A 17,496-nucleotide genomic window follows, 5' to 3' on the forward strand; every position below is an offset into this window, starting at 1 on the left:
TTTTTTTAATTTAGGTCAACCAATAAATTAACTTATAAAAGTACTTTCGTAACCGTATCATAATCTTTAGTTTTTACAGAGGTAAACTTCGAGAAGTAAATTGCACCCTTAAACTAAAAACTAAATTATGTGTAAAAAACTTACAATTTTAAGTGCCCTTTTACTTACTAACCTTTTTGCCTTTGCGCAAGTGTCTCTACAAGTCACGGAAATCTGGCCAGGTAACGAACCTGGTTCTAACCTAACGTCAGACTGGTTTGAAATTACAAATAATGGATCTACTGCTTGGGTTTCTGGAGTAGATGCCGATTTGTTTTATGATGATGATTCTCAAGATCCATCAACTGCCGATCTTATTAATGGTATTACAGATATCCAACCTGGTGAACGTGTTATTATTGTCATTGGAGAAGCTATCGACGTAACAGAGTTTACGGCTGTTTGGTCCTTAGACTATAATTTAACGGGGATAGAAATTGGTTATACAGATGGTTCTGGTTTAGGTGGCGGTGGCGATGGTGTTACCTTATTTTTAGGTGGTCCAACCGTAGCAGACATTGTTGATTTTGAAACCTATCCAGATGCAGATTCTAATGGCGGACAATCTTACGATGTCGAATTAGCAGCATTTAGTACTTTAATGAATACAAGTAATGCAGGTGCTACCAATAGTACTTTAAATGATGAAGGGCAAGTAGCTATTGCTTCTCCAGGGAATCAGGGTCCTTTAGCAACAATTGCCGATTTACAGATAACAGAAATCTGGTCAGGAAATGATCCAGGATCTAATCTAACTTCAGATTGGTTTGAAATTAGAAACACTGGTACTGCTGCTTGGGTTTCTGGTGTAGATGCCGATTTATTTTATGATGATGATTCTCAAGATCCATCTACTGCCGATCTTATTAATGGTATTACAGATATTCAACCAGGAGAACGTGTTATCGTTGTTATTGGCGAAGCGATTGATGTCATTGAATTTACAACTGTTTGGTCTATCGATTACGACTTAACTGGAATAGAAATTGGTTATACAGATGGTTCTGGCTTAGGTGGCGGTGGCGACGGTGTTACCTTGTTTCTAGGTGGCCCAACTGTGGCTGATATTGTGGATTTCGAAACCTATCCTGACACAGAAAATAATGGCGGACAATCTTACGATGTAGAATTAGTAGCCTTTAGTACTTTAATGAATGTAAGCAATGCAGGAGCTACTTATAGTACCTTAAATGATGAAGGACAAGCAGCTATTGCTTCTCCAGGAAACCAAGGACCTTTAGCTCCATCTACCTTAACCATTTTAGTAGATACTGCTAATTTAACACCCTTTTTAAGTCTGCCTGAAGCCAATGCTGGATATGCTAGTGCTGTTTTAAATGATCCAACAGATCCTGCAAGTATCTATGGAATTCCTTTTGATATTATGGATGTTGAAACTCCTGTAGCTAATTTAGTAGTTACAGTATCTAGTAGTGAAGAATCTGTAGTGCCTAATGCCAATTTAATATTAACTGGAACAAACAGAGATCGCTTATTAAACATCACACCTATTGCTTTCGGGTTTACAACCATAACTGTTACGGTTGAAGATACCGATATGAATACATCTACCTATACTATTAATTATGCAGCATCTGAAGCATCTGTTGTGCCAAGTACAAGTCGTTTTTATACTGGAGCATCAGATGGTTCTACAGGAATTGAAATTGAAGACCAGTATGTTTGGGTTGCAGACGACGAAGACCAAACCATTAGATTATATGATGGTTTACAATCTGGCCTACCAGTAAATGCAATAAACTTTAATGCAGATTTAGGTTCTACAGAAGAAGCAGATTTAGAAGGCTCTTTCAGATTAGGAAACACGATTTACTGGAATGGTTCAACATCAGAAACAGACAGATCGGTTATTTTTACAACTACAATTTCTGGCTCAGGAGCTAATTCCATGTTAACTTATGGAGATAGATATAATAACCTTCATGATGATATCGTGGCTTGGGATGTGAATAACGGTCACGGTTTAGGGGCAAACTATTTTAATTTCAATTCTCTCTTAGAAGTAGAAGCCTTGGCTTTAGCGCCAAACAGTACAACAACTGCTTACTTAGGTTTACGTAGCTCCACATCAGAAAATCAAGCTATTATTATAACGGTAACAAACTTTACAAACTTACCAGGCATGCCTGCAGGTTCTGCAACGTTTGGAGCTCCTATCCTACTCGATTTAAAAGGAAGAAGTTTACGTGCTATGGAATGTAATGCCGAAGGGTGTATTTTAATTGGTGGTCCTTTTGGTACCAAACCAGATTTTAAATTATACACTTGGACAGGTGATGCCAACGATACTCCAGAACTTAGAAATGCAAATTTAACTGCTTTAAATACTCATGGTTCTTTTGAAGGTTTAGTTTCGCTACCAAACTCTAGTTTCTTAGGAACTGATGGAGATTCAGATACCGTAAAACTATTAGTAGATTTAGGTGCAACCACTATTTACAACAACGGCGTTGAAAATAAAGATCTACGTGCCGAGTGGAAAAAATTCAGAACAGACATTGTAACTCTTGGAACTGTTGCTACTCCTATAATTAAAACCCCTGTAATTAATGAGTTTGTTGCAGACCATTCTGGAGCAGATTCTGCAGAGTTTGTAGAAATTCTTGGAGATCCATTTACAGATTATTCAAATTATACAATTCTTGTAATTGAAGGAGATAGTGGAAACACAGGCTTAATTGACGCTTCTTTTACTTTAGGAACTTCAAATGAAAATGGATTCTGGACAACTCCTTTCTTTTCTAACGATATAGAAAATGGGAGTATCACCTTATTACTTGTCGATGGATATACTGGTATCCTTGGAGATGATATCGATACATTAGATGATGGTAATATTGACACAACTTATTGGACAAGCATTGTTGATGGTATTGCTAGCTCTGATGGTGGTGTCGATGATTTTGTTTATGCTTTAGATTTAGCTCCTGGTTATGATGGTGATACGTTTCAAGTTGGTGGTGCATCTCGTATTCCTAATGGTTTAGATACGGATGCTACTTCAGACTGGGTAAGAAATGATTATGATGGTGAAGGTCTTGTAGGTTTTACTGGAACACCTATAGAAGGTGAAGCTTTAAACACTCCTAATGCTTACAACAAACTTGTTGGTCCAATTTTAAACATTACTGAAATATGGCCTGGAAATGGTGATGGAAGTAACCTAACTGCCGATTGGTTTGAAATTACGAATAATGGTCCAATGGCATGGACACCTGCGGTTGGTGGACTTTATTTCGATGATGATTCTCAAGATCCTGCTTCCGCTGTTTTAATTGAGGGAATTACATCTATTCAACCTGGAGAATCTGTTATAGCTGTTGATGCCGGAACTAACGATAACTTTATCGCTGTTTGGGGAGGTGTTTATAATCTTTCTGGAGTACAAGTAGGAACATATGCTGGTGCTGGTTTATCTGGTGGTGGAGATATGGTTACTCTATGGATTGGAGAGCCATTAACTGTAGGTACTATTGTTGATGCTGAAGCTTATCCTGATACAGCTTCAAACCCTGGTCAATCTTACGATGTAGAAAAAGCTGGTTTTAGTATTGTTAACGAAACTCCTTATTTGCCGGCAGCAACTGCTGGAAATGATGCTGGTGAGTCAGCTATTGGTTCCCCTGGGAATCAAGGTCAGACTTTAAGTGTCGAAAGTAACAGTTTTTCAGATTTAAGTATGAAACTGTATCCAATGCCATTTACTAATGAAATTAATATGTCTCTAAATTTAACGACTTCTGTTCCAGCTACTATTAAAATAGTAAACTTATTAGGAGCAACTGTTTACAGCGAAAAAGCACAGGTTTCGAATGGCACAACTACCATTTCTAATTTGTCTCATCTTTCTGCTGGAGTTTATGTATTACATATTTCAGAATTAAACTTGACGATGAAGATTATCAAGAAATAAAATATTTTTCTTTCCTTAAAAAAGCCAGTTTGAAATCCTTCAAACTGGCTTTTTATATTAAAGTCTTTTAGCAAATTGCTTATAGTAGAAACTGAATTAAAATGCATCTCAGTTCTATGAGACTTCTTTTTATTGCTTGTTTAAATCTTGTGAATGAATTAGATTGATAGCTTGGTATTGTATTAAAACATCTGTATCAAGAAATATATGGAACTTGTTTATCTGCTACCTACTTTTTTTACTTTAGTTCTATAGACTTTTTCAATAACAAAGGATAGAACAATCATACCAGCTAAAATCCATAAATGATCTTTTGTTGCTGGGTTTTCATCTACTTTAATACAAAGTATTATTAAAGCAAAAGCAGTCATTATTGCCGCCAAGCCAGAAAGCCATTTCAAACTCCCAGTTTCCTTTGCCAAACGAACATTAGCAATATTAACCATCATAAAAATCAGTAAAAACCCGGCGCTTCCCATGGTTGCTATGGCTTCTAAGGGAATAAAATTGGCCACAATTATCGCCAATCCAGCTGTAAAAATGGTTCCAACCAGATGTTGCCCTCGAAATGTAGCTTCCATTTTACTTGGTAGTTCACCACTTTGGGCTATTGTATTGGTGAGACTCCCGGTACTATAAAAAGTAGCATTAATAGCTGAACTTGTAGCCAATAAGGCTGCAATGGCTATAGCAATAAACCCCTTTTTACCCAACATTTTCTCTGCCGCTACAGATAATGAATTGACACTATTTAATGCTATTTCATTAAAATTAAGATGCCCAATAACAACGGATACAATCAATAAATAGAATATCATAGCTATTAGAATGCCACCAATATAAGCTATGGGTAATGTTTTCTTCCGATTGGCTACTTCTCCTGAAGCGTTTGCTATTAATTCGAAACCTTCATAATTTAAAAAAATAAGCATCGCTCCAGATATCATACCTAAAGGCGAAACGTAGTTCTCTGGTTCAATACGCGTCCAATCGGCATCCATGGTTAAACCAAAAATGATAAACCCCAATAGGATAATCATCTTTAGAGCATTGAATAGGTTTTCCGAACGAATCACTAATTTACCACCAAAAGCATTTACAAATAAAAGTAAGACTATAATTCCTGTGGTTAGCGTATAACGCCAAAACTCCTGATCGGCTTCTGGGAAAAAACTCGAGCCGTAGCCTCCAAAAGCATAGGCATAAACCGAAACTAAAACCACATAACTGAATAAAAGTAGAATGTTTAAGCCTCCAGTAAAAGTTCCTGTTCCAAAGCCTTTATTTAGGAAGGATACGGTACCTCCTTCTCCTGGGTATTTTAGTGTCAATTTTAAATAAGAATAGCCCGTTAGTAAAGCTACAATTCCCGCAATTCCAAATGCAATAGGTGCGCTTCCTCTGGCAATTTCAATGGATAACCCAGTAACAGCAAATATACCACCACCAACCATACCACCAATACCAATAGACAAGGTAGAAAAAGTTCCTAGTCCTTTTTTGCTTTCACTTGTCTTTGCCATTTATAATTGAATCGTTTTTGGTAAATATATACATTTAATAAGTACGCTTGTGCCTGATATTGTTTAGGGTTATAACCATACCTAAAAAAGTAGCTATATTAGATGTCTTGTTATTAAAAAGAGAGTTATTATGAATCGATTTTATTCTTATTCAAATCTTTCAAGAGGTTGAATGCCACATACAAAATCATAAGACTTGCAATCCCAATACAACACCACATAAACCAGGGTTGTTGCCAGATTGAGGAACTCTCCTTGGTTGTTTCAGCTTCTTGTTCATAAACTACAGAGCTTATTTTAGCAATAGGCAATATGCTTTTCGTGGTATTGGTGACATCAAATATATCATAGTCGGGAAAAGTCAAGGTGTCATTACCTGCAGTTACTTTATAAGTTTCTAAGCTCTTTAAGGAGGCTACTAAATAAACGGCTTCTTGCAAGAATTGAAGCTTCTTAATTTGCAGTTTGGGATTGTCTTTATTGTCTATTTCCAAATAAACCTCTTTTTCTATACTTCTTGGAACGTTGAAAACCAAGTCTTTGTCTGAGCGAATTGAAAAAGATGCTACGTTTTGTCTATAAGATTCCATACTACGTTTTACTTCACGCTCTTTTATGGTATAAAAACTGGCATTCCGGCTATATAGTTCTGGAGAAGTTATCTGCATTCTAATTTGATCAATAAGCTGTGGCCTATTAAAACGAATATGAATTTGGGTCCTTTTATCCTTCTCTAAAAATTCGATACTTTTTACTGGAATTTGTTCCTTAATGATTGGCACTACCGCTACAGATTCTGTAGTTGCCATCCCTATTTTCAAGAGATTTATTGGTAAAGACTTTCTATCATCAAATACAACTTTGAGGTACTGATACCTACACAATGGAAAATGAATGCTCTTATAAACACTCGTTTCTGTTGAGTGACTTAACTGGTTTAACTGCCCACTATTCACAATCCCAAACCATTGTTTTTGATTGTTGCTACCTTCTAATTTATAGCTTTTATTGCCTTGGTAATTTGCAATTAAAAACACGGCTTTTTCCAGAGTGTCATAAGGATTTTTAAAAATATAAGTAGCACTTGAATCTGCGATTCTTGTACTTGAAACAATTGAAAATTCCTTGAAGTCTGAAACTCTGGTGTTTATATAATCAGTAGTAGGTTGAATAAAATAAGGTACTTGTTTGCCTTTATCAGCCCATATTCTAATGTCACGCAAATCGGATGTCGCATAAGAACGCATCTCCTGTGGCATTTGAATACGATATAACCCATCTTCTTGTACGGGATCTATTGTTCCGGTAACTAAGGATGTCTGGGCAAAAGTGACACTCCCCAAAAGCATTGCAAAAAGCTTAATCAATTTTATCATTCTTAGGTGTTTTGTCTTCGTCTATTACTAAAACTTTAATCTTTTGATATACAAATGAAATAATTAAAATAAGCACGCCTAATAAGATAAACGCAATAATCTTTCCTGTTTCAGATACATTACTAATGTCGTATGCAAATAATTTTACAATGGTTAGCCCCAGCAAGGTTAAAGCAATAATTCGTAATTGTTTTATTTGTTTTTTAATCCCTATCAATAATAATATAAAGGCCAAGATTCCCCATAATACCGGTAGTCCTGTTTTTATTATTTTATATCTAGCGGAAGAGATCATTTCGTAAGCCAAATCAAACTGTCCTGGTTCAATGGTGAAAGTCATGATATGCAAGCCTTGTAAAATAACTTCGGTACTCGTTAAAACCACCAAAATAAAAACAGCAAACCATAAGGCTAATTTATTATTAAAGGCTAAAAATACCTTTTGTGATTTGTTACTTTTAACAATCAAATACCAAAAATATACCAGTATGACTAGAGATACCATATGAAGATAGTATGCGAGATGATTATCTTCATTCCTTATAATATTTTCGCGATGTTCAGAAAAAGGAATTGCTACAAATAAGAATGTAAAAGCTACGATGTTTAAAACGGCAAGAATATTAATTGTTTTATCATTTCCTGAAGTCCTGTTTCTAAATAAAACAAAGCAGAAAACTGCTGTGAACAATAAATGATACAGCACGATAATAGCCAAAAAGTCATTAATTGAAAAATAGGTTATGGACTGATATGATACTTCAAAAAGGCCTACAAAATAACCTGTAGTTATAGCCATAATGTGACATATCTTTCTATAGAATGTCGGGTTGAAGGTCAAACCAAACTTAGTTAGTTTTTCTGTTTCATTACGCAATAAGTATCCAACAACCACAAAGGAAGCCACAACAAAAGCACCACCAATAAAAATAGGATTGCCAATAATTCTCAAATTTTCATAAATACTAATATAATTAGGCCAATCCATTATCAAACTTCCTAACATTAAAATTTGCACGATAACGGACGCAAAACGATAACTTTTTATTTGAGATTTTTGAGCTAGCCACATTAATAAAACAGCTTCAACAGCCCAGAACATAGTAATATTATTCCCTGAAAATTGTACAGGAATAGCTAAGGTTATAAAGGTTAATGTTAAACCTATTAATAAATATATGGCTATTTTGTCTAAGCCAAATTTCTTGTACAATAACAAGGCATAACCCAAATTCAACAAGGCTAAAAGCGTTGTAAAAAGTCCTGAAAACTCAGGTTTATAATGAGATAACACCAACATACCAATCCCATAAAAAACAAAATTATTAACAGTTAGCATGACCAGTTGTATCTTGGAGAAGCTATCTTTTGTTCGTAGATTGTTAATGATATTTGTAATAATAAAAATGAGGTAAAAAACAAACCCAAAAATTAAAGCCCCCAAGTAATGTGGATTCTCAGCGTTCATTTCTGTAAGCACCCAACCAGAAAATAAAAGGGTTGTAAATACAAAGGCGAGAATGTGCACCAAATGCCACTTTTTAAAATAAGCTAGCGTTAAAATACCAATATCTAAAATGGCGATATAGGTAAACAACACCAAATAGTTTCCGCTTCCAGTGCTTATCATAAAAGGCACTAAAAAACCACCAATTAGGGATAATATGGCGAGTTCCATTCTATTATAAGATAGAGAAATTAAACAGCTGAAAGCCGTTATTAACACCATAATGGCAAAAGCGACCTCTTGTCCAAATAATTGATATTCATGAAAAGCTATGGCAATGGTGAAATAAAAGATTGCGATGGCTCCAGCAACTAGAACAGAACTGAATGGCGCATATTTTACACGAAGTTTATGGGCGATAAATAATACCAAACTCCCAGCTAGAATACCAATTCCCACACGAGCAGGTTCATTAATCCAATCCTTGTCTATGGCAAATTTCACAAAATAACTGATTCCTAAAACCAAAATAAGAATACCAATTTTGTTGATTAGGTTTTCCCCAACAAATTTCTCAAGATCGGGGTTTCTTTGTTTAAATCGTTCCCAGAAACTAAGAGTTGGTTCTTCAATGACTTTTTTAGCAGGTGCCGCAGTCATAACAGCCTTTGCGGAAGCCGCTAGTACCTCTGCTTCTTTAGCTTCTACTTGCTTGGTAAGCTCTGGAATAGGTGGTGTTACTATAATAGGTTCCGATTTAACCAAAATTTCAGGAATAGGTTCAACCGGTTTTATTAAATCATCTTTTACAGGTTCATTTTCTTTAGTTTTTATACCCTCTTTACGCTGGGTTAAAAGACTATTTAATTTGTTATTTAGCGTATTGAGGTCTTCTTTTAGACTCAGGTTGTCTCTACTATATTTTTTATTCTGAAAGATTAATAATACAATAACAACAATTGAAAGGACATATTCCATAGGTTTCTTTGGGGTTAGCTAGGTATAATTTAGACTAAGATAATGGGATTTTATTATAAACGCATTGGTTACGGCTAAAATGAAAATGTTATTATACTTAATTTTATTAATCCTCAAACTCGTTTGTTTAGGATTTGAGTAGAATTAGAGCATATATAATTTCTAAATTTATTTCATTTTTAATAATGAAATAATAACTTCTCAAGTTAGATTCTCTCGTTTCTGCAATGATCATTCATGCCTACCAATCGATAGGAAAATAATCCTTCAAAAACTTACCGGACCAATGTTTTCCTGTATTTATACCATCTATTAGCGGATCCATGACTCTGGCCGCGCCATCAACGATATCTAATGGTGGCTGAAAATCGTGAACTTCAACTTTTTTCTTAGATAAGGCTGCAGGATCTTCATCTGTAACCCAACCAGTATCAACAGCATTCATATAAATCCCCGATTTGGCAAAGGTTGCCGCCGAGGTATGTGTTAGCATGTTTAAGGCTGCTTTGGCCATATTGGTATGCGGATGTCTGTCTTGTTTTTTAAATCTATGAAACTTGCCTTCCATGGCAGATACATTTATAATATGCTTCTTACCTGTATTTTCTTTCATCATTAAATTAGACAAACGATTACATAGTACAAAAGGCGCTACTGCATTTACTAATTGAACCTCAACCATTTCAGTAGTTTCAATTTCACCTAGTTTTAAACGCCAGCTATTGGTTTTTCTTAAATCTACTTGTTGTAAATCGGCATCTAATTTGCCTTCCGGAAAGACTTCGGCTGTTTGCAGAGAATTATCAAAACTGTAAGGAATTTGAGACAATTCTGCTGAATTACGTAAACCAATTCCTGGTTCTGGTCCGTGCCATGTAACTGGTAACACGTTATTCTTACTCGTTTTTGAAGCGCTAACACTTAGACTGGAAAGTTCTTCTAAACAACTTTCGTGATCCTTAAGTAAGGTTTGTGCTAGTATAGGTAATTGGTTGATAGGGAGTTTTTCATTTTCCATTAAATGAAAATAAAAACCTGATGGTCTTCGTACCGTTTGTGCGGCGTTATTTATTAAAATATCTAAGCGATCGTACTTTTGTTCTATATAATTACAAAAAATCTCTACACTTGGAATGTGTCGTAAATCCAAGCCATGAATATGTAACCGGTGACTCCATTCCTTATAATCGTCTTCTTTAGAAAACCTAATGGCAGAATCAGCCGGAAAACGTGTGGTTGCCACAACAGTAGCACCAGAACGTAATAACATTAAGGTAATATGATAGCCTATTTTTAATCTAGAACCTGTAATAACAGCTACTTGATCTTTTAAATCTGTAGTTTGAAAACGTTTCGCATAGTTTAGATCGCCACATTCGGTACACATGGTATCATAAAAATGATGCAATTTTGTAAAGACTGTTTTGCAGACATAACAGTTTCTTGGAGATTCTAATTCTAGAGTGTCTTCTGGAATTGAAGCCGATGCCAATAACTTTGGCGCTACAAATAATGCGGCTTCACGTGCAGAACGAATGCCTGTTGTTTTTCTGGCATGCTTATCCTTAGCAATCATTTTACGCTTCGTTGCTTTTTTAGCATCCTTTTTTCTGCGTTGAAACTCATCCCTGTTGGGTCTGGTTAATTCACCTGCCGCTTTAAAAAGCGCAACTCTTTGGTCTTCTGGTAATTCAAAAAGTTGATTGGTGTCTTCCAGTAGACTCTTTAAGGTAGCGATACAAGCTTCTATATCTGGATTACTGACGTTTTCACTCATAACAACAACTTACTTATAATCTATTTAGGTATTTAAAAATATTGGGTAAAGATAAACAACCTTTTGAGAGAGCAAACTATTGTATACTAAAAGAGCCCATCTAATAGATGGGCTCTTTCTGAAAATATTTAGATATATACTAGATAACTTTTACGTTTACTGCGTTTAATCCTTTGTTTCCTTCTTGTAAGTCGAATTCAACTTCATCTCCTTCTCTAATCTCATCGATTAATCCAGAAATGTGTACAAAATGATCTTTATCAACTCCCTCTTCGGTGATGAATCCAAAACCTTTAGCGTCGTTGAAAAATTTTACTGTTCCTTTACTCATTGTAATATAATTTATTATTAATACTTGTTAGATTGCAAAGATGGTGCCACAAATGTAAAATACAGTTATAATCTTATTATAATCATTAAGTTATGGTGTGCTTTTAAAAATTAGTACATCGCCAAGTCCGATTTCATATAAAAATTAATTAGTTTCATAATCTCAAAAAGATATGAAACTTTAAGTCTGGATGCGGACTAAGGCCATCTGAAATTATAAAGCTATGATAGCATCCTTTAAACTTTTGAATACAACCAACGTCTCATGAACATTTACATACTAGGTTTTTTTACACCATGGATTATCTATGCTATTATTACCTTATTACATTATTTCCTCCCTGGACGTTGGGTGACAGGATATGTGCGACACTCCGAAACAGGCGATTTATTAAAGTACCGATTAAATGGCAGATTGGTATTAATTACTAGCGTCCTTATCTGGTTTGTCTTAGGATATTTTGACTACGTGGCATTCGATTGGCTTTATGAAATTAGATGGGCTAGTCTAGCCGGAGCTTTTGTTTTTGGCCTGCTTTTTTCCTTATGGATTGTTTTACCTTTTCCCTCAACTGGAAAATCTGTTTTGTCTGATGTCTTTTTAGGGCGTCTAGAGAATCCTCAATTTAAAAAAGGAACAATAGATGCTAAAATGTGGCTGTATCTAATTGGAGCTGTTATGCTAGAATTACATGTACTCAGTTTTTTAGCCCATCATTATAATACCTTTGGAAGTATTGCTCCTGGATTAATGCTTTGTGCTGCCATGCTAACATATTTTGTTTTAGACTATTTGAGTTTTGAAAAAGTACATCTTTATACCTATGATTTTTTTGCTGAACGGGTAGGAATTAAATTAGGCTGGGGCTGTTTGGCCTTCTACCCCTATTTTTATTTAATAGCTATCTGGTCTACAGTAAATTTACAAAATCCACATACCCCTATCTGGTTGCTGATATGTTATGCGCTTATCTTTCTAATGGGTTGGAGTTTGGCTCGTGGTGCCAATATGCAAAAATACTTTTTTAAGACCCAACCCAATCGGGCATTTCTGGGTATAAAACCAGAAACCATTACAGATGGCAAAAAGACCTTATTAGTGAATGGTTTTTGGGGACTAAGTCGTCATATTAATTATCTAGGTGAAATTCTTATGGGTACTGGAATTGCATTGAGTGTTGGTCACCCTGAAGTATTTTGGGTCTGGCTTTATCCAATATATTATATAGCCTTATTATTACCAAGACAAATTGACGATGATAAAAGATGTGCTTCAAAATATGGTAATTTGTGGCAGGTCTATATAAACAAGGTCAAGTATCGGATTATTCCATATTTATATTAAAAGGCTATTTACTATACATACTTATATTATGGGAGAAATGGGTTCGGTTTTTAATCTATCCTAATACAAAATGATTTCTCAAATTGCTTATCAGTTTAAATACCTTTTGCCTAACCCTTTTAGTTCCGTATGTCAACATGAATTAAATATTTAAATTATTAGCTTCATTAAATCTTTGTTAAAAAAAAGAATGAACGTTCATTTTTACATATCTTTGCCTCATAATAAAAACAAAATGGCTAAGCTTCAAAAAAGTATAGATAAACGAAATGCCCTTATTAAAGCAACAATTGAGTTGGTAAATAATAATGGCTTTCATGCAACACCTATGAGTAAGATTGCTAAAATGGCGAACGTATCACCTGCAACTATCTATTTGTATTTTGAAAATAAACAAGATTTAGTAAATCAAACTTATATTGAGGTAAAAGCAGAATATACAGACTATGCTTTTGCAACATATAAGGATACGATGTCTGTGGAAGATGGTTTTAAATTAATATGGCATCGTATTGCAGATTTTAAACTTAAAGAATGTGAAAACGCGATGTTTTTAGCTCAATGTGACAATACGCCTATGATAGATGAACCTAGCCGATTAGAAGGCATTAAACATCTTCAACCCTTAGTGGAACTTTGGGCACGTGGTAAAACAGAAGGGATTATCAAACCCATTTCAGATTATATCTTGTATGCTTATTCTATAAATCCGCTCTCTTTCTTAATGATTATTCAAAAAAGAGGAGATTTTCAACTAGACAAAACACATATAGAAGAAGCCTATCAATCTGCTTGGAGCAGTATTAAAGTTTGCAACTAAATAGCACAATAAATTAAACTTAAAACGACAATTACAAAAATTAAATACATGGAATTATTAGACAAATTAAACTGGAGATATGCTGCAAAAGCAATGAATGGAGAAAAAGTTGCCGAAGATAAAATTGAACGCATCTTAGAAGCGGCACGCTTAGCTCCTACCTCGAGTGGCTTACAACCTTTCGAAATATTTGTTATTAAAAATCAAGAATTAAAAGAGAAAATTAAACCTGTAGCTTGGAACCAATCTGTTATTACAGACTGCTCTCACCTACTTGTTTTTGCGGCTTGGGATACCTACACAGCAGATAGAATTAATTATATGTTCGATTTAACCAACGAGATTCGTGGCTTTAAAAACGAAGGTTGGGAAAATTACCGTCAGATGTTATTGAGTTCTTATCCTCAAAAAGATGCTGAAGAAAACTTTAATCATGCGGCGAAACAAGCATATATCGCTTTTTCTCAAGCCATTGCTGCGGCGGCTTTTGAAGGTGTAGATGCTACCCCGTTAGAAGGCTTTGATCCAGATGCTGTAGACGAGATTTTAGGACTACGTGACAAAGGTTTACGTAGTGCCGTTTTATTGCCTCTTGGTTACAGAAAAGAAGATGAGGATTGGTTGGTAAATCTTACAAAGGTTAGAAAACCTATGGATCATTTAGTAACAGTTATAAACTAAAAACAACATCAAGATGAAAACTATTTTATTAAAAAACAGACCAGAAGGAAAACCTTCTCTTTCAGATTTTGAATTTGTTACAGAAGACACCGATTTAAAAATTAACACAGGAGAAATCCTTTTAGAAACCACCTACGTATCCGTAGATCCTTATTTAAGAGGTAGAATGAGCGCCGCTAAATCCTACGTTCCTTCTTTCGAACTAAACAAACCCATACAATCTGGTGTTATTGCCAAAGTTATAGAATCTAAAAATGAGAACTTTCAAGTAGGAGATTTTGTTTCCGGCATGTTAGATTGGAAAACAAAACAAGTATCTACAGGCGAAGGTCTCTTAAAAGTAGATGGCTCTAAAGCGCCATTAAGTGCTTACCTAGGTGTTTTGGGGATGACTGGTTTAACAGCATACTTGGGACTTACCCAAATTGGAAAACCTGTAGCAGGAGAAACATTAGTAGTTTCTGGCGCTGCTGGTGCTGTTGGATCTGTTGTAGGACAGATAGGGAAAATTTTAGGCCTAAGAGTTATTGGTATTGCGGGAACAGATGAAAAAATAGACATGCTTAAAAGCAAATTCGGTTTTGATGCTGGAATCAATTACAACACCAGTACAGATATTGCAGCAGATATAGCTAAAGTCGCACCAAATGGCGTTGATATTTATTATGATAATGTTGGAGGCCCAATTTCAGATGCTGTGTTATTCAATATCAACAAATTTGCAAGACTTATTATCTGCGGCGCCATTTCGGTTTATAATAATAAAGAACATCCAAAAAGTATCAGTGTACAACCCTTCTTAGTAAAAAATAGCGCCTTAATGCAAGGGTTTATTGTTTCTAATTATGCCTCTAAGTTTCCAGAAGCCATGAAACATTTATCAGGATGGTTAGCAGAAGAAAAATTAACTTATACAGAAACTGTTGTAGAAGGTTTTGATAACATCCCTAAAGCTTTTATCGATTTATTTGAAGGTAAGAACAAGGGGAAAATGATTGTAAAAATTTAAAGAATTTAAATAGAAAAAGAAGATGAACAATTTTGAATTTAAAAACCCTACTAAAATAATATTTGGTAAGGATACTATAGAAAAATTAGAAAATGAAATCCCTAAAGACGCCAAAGTTTTATTACTTTACGGTGGTGGGAGCATCAAGAAAAATGGTATTTACGACCAAGTAAAAAAAGCTTTAGCCAAAGTTGAGGTTGTAGAGTTTGGAGGCATTCCTGCAAACCCAGAATATGCTGTATTAATGCAAGCTTTAAAAGTAATTAAAGACAAAAACATTACGTATTTATTAGCTGTTGGTGGAGGTTCTGTTATTGATGGTACCAAGTTTTTATCGGCTGCCGCTTTATATGAAGGCGATACCCCATGGGATATTTTAACTAAAAACATTAGAACTGAAAAAGGGATGCCTTTTGGAACGGTATTAACCTTACCAGCAACGGGATCTGAAATGAATTCGGGAGCCGTTATTACTAGAGCAGAAACGAAAGAGAAATTAGCCATGGGAGGACCAGGATTGTTTCCGGTGTTCTCTATTTTAGATCCTCAGGTAATTACCTCTATTCCAAAACGTCAGTTAGCGAACGGATTAACAGATGCGTTTACTCACGTTTTAGAGCAATATATGACTTTCCCATCTGGAGCCTTATTACAAGATCGTTTTGCTGAAGGTATCTTACAAACCTTAGTAGAAATTGCTCCAACGGTAATAAAAGATCCTTCAGACTATAATGCCGCCTCTAACTTTATGTGGAGTTGCACCATGGCTTTAAACGGATTAATCCAAAAGGGAGTTCCTACAGATTGGGCTGTTCACGCCATGGGACATGAGCTTACCGCCTTGTTTGGTATTGATCATGCTAGAACTTTAGCTGTGATTGCCCCTAGCCATTACAAGTTTAATTTTGAAGCTAAAAAAGAAAAATTAGCACAATACGGCGAACGTGTTTGGAATTTAAACGAAGGAAGCATCGACGATAAAGCCCATGCCGCTATAGAAAAAACAGAAGCTTTTTTCCATCAATTAGGTATTGACACGAAGTTATCAGATTATACCAAAGATTACGAAGGCACAGCAGAAAAAATTGCTAAACGCTTTACAGAACGTGGTTGGATGGGATTAGGTGAGCACCAATCCTTATCGCCAGATAAAGTAGAGAAAATAGTAAAAATGGCTTATTAAGTTTCATTATGAAAACATTACAAACCTTAGCCTTGGTTTGCACCCTTATAACAGCATCTAGTTGTAAAGAAGGCACCAAGGAAACTGCTTCTGAAAACGCTTTAGAAGATAAAACAACATTAAAAGAACAAAAAGACATGAAAATTTTATTTGTATTAACATCTCATGATAAACTAGGAGATACAGGAAAAAAAACAGGCTTTTGGGTAGAAGAATTTGCAAGCCCATATTACACACTTTTGGATCAAGGAGCTAAAATTACTATTGCTACTCCAAAAGGAGGCGCAGCTCCAATAGACCCAAGTAGTGACTCCCCAGACGCAGCCACTGAAGAAACAGAACGTTATAATAACGATGCTGTAGCACAAGAGAAAATTGCAAACACCAAAGTGTTAGCAGATATGAATCCAGACGATTTTGATGCGGTTTTCTATCCAGGTGGTCATGGACCATTATGGGACTTAGTAAACGATAAAAATTCTATCGCTTTAATCGAAAAATTTAACAATCAGAAAAAACCTATTGCTTTTGTTTGTCATGCTCCAGCCGTTTTACAAGATGTTAAAAATGCTGATGGAAGTAGATTGGTTAAAGGTAAAAAAGTCACTGGCTTTTCAAATGCAGAGGAAACTGCTGTTGGATTAACAGAAGTTGTCCCTGTATTACTTGAAGATATGCTAATTGAGCATGGTGCTTTTTATTCTAATGGCGATTCATGGGCACCTTATGCCATTCAAGATGGAAATTTAATTACGGGTCAAAACCCAGCTTCTTCTAAGTTGGTTGCCGACAAATTATTTGAAAGCTTAAACTAAATAATAGTTATTGAAATATAAAAGGCTGTCTGAAAAGGCAGCCTTTCTTTTTTAAACTTATCAACCTAAATTATTTTTTAGTACCTACTTTTTTTAGAGTTAAAGATTTCATCATTACAAGACATCCTTTTTAATTAAAATATAGAACTTATAAAAAATAAATCTGGGACCAATATATTTAAGATTTGTCTTACTGTCAGCCTTGTATTCAATGATTAATTTGCTATGAATGTGGGTTT

12 protein-coding genes are annotated in these 17,496 nt (G+C 35.1%); 7 read left to right on the forward strand and 5 right to left on the reverse strand.

The window, feature by feature from the left end:
- Nucleotides 1-127 precede the first annotated feature (127 nt).
- Entirely contained in the window at nucleotides 128-3,973 is a 3,846-nt protein-coding gene (locus IEV77_RS09430) for a T9SS type A sorting domain-containing protein (RefSeq protein WP_188464129.1), read from the forward strand.
- Nucleotides 3,974-4,191: 218 nt separating this feature from the next.
- Here the strand turns inward: IEV77_RS09430 and IEV77_RS09435 are convergent, their stop codons facing one another.
- From IEV77_RS09435 to IEV77_RS09455, 5 genes are all read right to left on the reverse strand, one after another.
- Nucleotides 4,192-5,496, reverse strand: a complete 1,305-nt coding sequence (locus tag IEV77_RS09435) for an APC family permease (protein WP_188464131.1) — start codon at nucleotides 5,494-5,496, stop codon at nucleotides 4,192-4,194.
- A gap of 128 nt (nucleotides 5,497-5,624) precedes the next feature.
- Nucleotides 5,625-6,872: a hypothetical protein gene (locus tag IEV77_RS09440; RefSeq protein ID WP_188464133.1), complete on the reverse strand. Its 1,248-nt coding sequence runs from the start codon at nucleotides 6,870-6,872 to the stop codon at nucleotides 5,625-5,627.
- Nucleotides 6,856-9,297, reverse strand: coding sequence for a DUF2339 domain-containing protein (locus tag IEV77_RS09445; protein WP_188464135.1), 2,442 nt, complete (start codon nucleotides 9,295-9,297; stop codon nucleotides 6,856-6,858). The genes IEV77_RS09440 and IEV77_RS09445 overlap by 17 nt, the downstream gene beginning before the upstream one ends.
- Before the next feature lie 241 nt (nucleotides 9,298-9,538).
- The gene (locus tag IEV77_RS09450) at nucleotides 9,539-11,074 is read right to left on the reverse strand and encodes an SDR family NAD(P)-dependent oxidoreductase (RefSeq protein WP_188464137.1); all 1,536 of its coding nucleotides are present in this window, start codon (nucleotides 11,072-11,074) and stop codon (nucleotides 9,539-9,541) included.
- A gap of 139 nt (nucleotides 11,075-11,213) precedes the next feature.
- The gene (locus IEV77_RS09455) at nucleotides 11,214-11,405 is read right to left on the reverse strand and encodes a cold-shock protein (RefSeq protein WP_090840989.1); all 192 of its coding nucleotides are present in this window, start codon (nucleotides 11,403-11,405) and stop codon (nucleotides 11,214-11,216) included.
- Nucleotides 11,406-11,669: 264 nt separating this feature from the next.
- Between IEV77_RS09455 and IEV77_RS09460 the strand changes: the two genes are divergently transcribed.
- The 6 genes from IEV77_RS09460 to IEV77_RS09485 all read left to right on the forward strand — a co-directional run bounded on the left by IEV77_RS09460 (nucleotide 11,670) and on the right by IEV77_RS09485 (nucleotide 17,257).
- Nucleotides 11,670-12,749, forward strand: coding sequence for a DUF1295 domain-containing protein (locus IEV77_RS09460; RefSeq protein WP_188464139.1), 1,080 nt, complete (start codon nucleotides 11,670-11,672; stop codon nucleotides 12,747-12,749).
- Nucleotides 12,750-12,984: 235 nt separating this feature from the next.
- Nucleotides 12,985-13,569 (forward strand): TetR/AcrR family transcriptional regulator, encoded by a 585-nt coding sequence (locus tag IEV77_RS09465; RefSeq protein WP_188464141.1) that lies wholly within the window; start codon nucleotides 12,985-12,987, stop codon nucleotides 13,567-13,569.
- Between the two features lie 48 nt (nucleotides 13,570-13,617).
- A complete protein-coding gene (locus IEV77_RS09470; protein ID WP_188464144.1) occupies nucleotides 13,618-14,250 on the forward strand; it encodes a nitroreductase family protein in 633 nt (210 codons plus the stop codon).
- A gap of 13 nt (nucleotides 14,251-14,263) precedes the next feature.
- Entirely contained in the window at nucleotides 14,264-15,259 is a 996-nt protein-coding gene (locus tag IEV77_RS09475; RefSeq protein ID WP_188464146.1) for an NADP-dependent oxidoreductase, read from the forward strand.
- A 22-nt stretch (nucleotides 15,260-15,281) separates the two neighbouring features.
- On the forward strand, nucleotides 15,282-16,442 hold the full coding sequence (locus IEV77_RS09480; protein WP_188464148.1) for an iron-containing alcohol dehydrogenase: 1,161 nt from the start codon (nucleotides 15,282-15,284) through the stop codon (nucleotides 16,440-16,442).
- 8 nt (nucleotides 16,443-16,450) lie between these two features.
- Complete coding sequence (locus IEV77_RS09485; RefSeq protein WP_188464150.1) at nucleotides 16,451-17,257, forward strand: type 1 glutamine amidotransferase domain-containing protein; 807 nt, start codon at nucleotides 16,451-16,453, stop codon at nucleotides 17,255-17,257.
- The last annotated feature ends 239 nt before the right edge of the window (nucleotides 17,258-17,496 follow it).

Origin of the sequence: Xanthomarina arctica, assembly GCF_014638915.1 — a bacterium.
In the GTDB taxonomy this organism is placed as follows: Bacteria; Bacteroidota; Bacteroidia; order Flavobacteriales; family Flavobacteriaceae; genus Xanthomarina; species Xanthomarina arctica.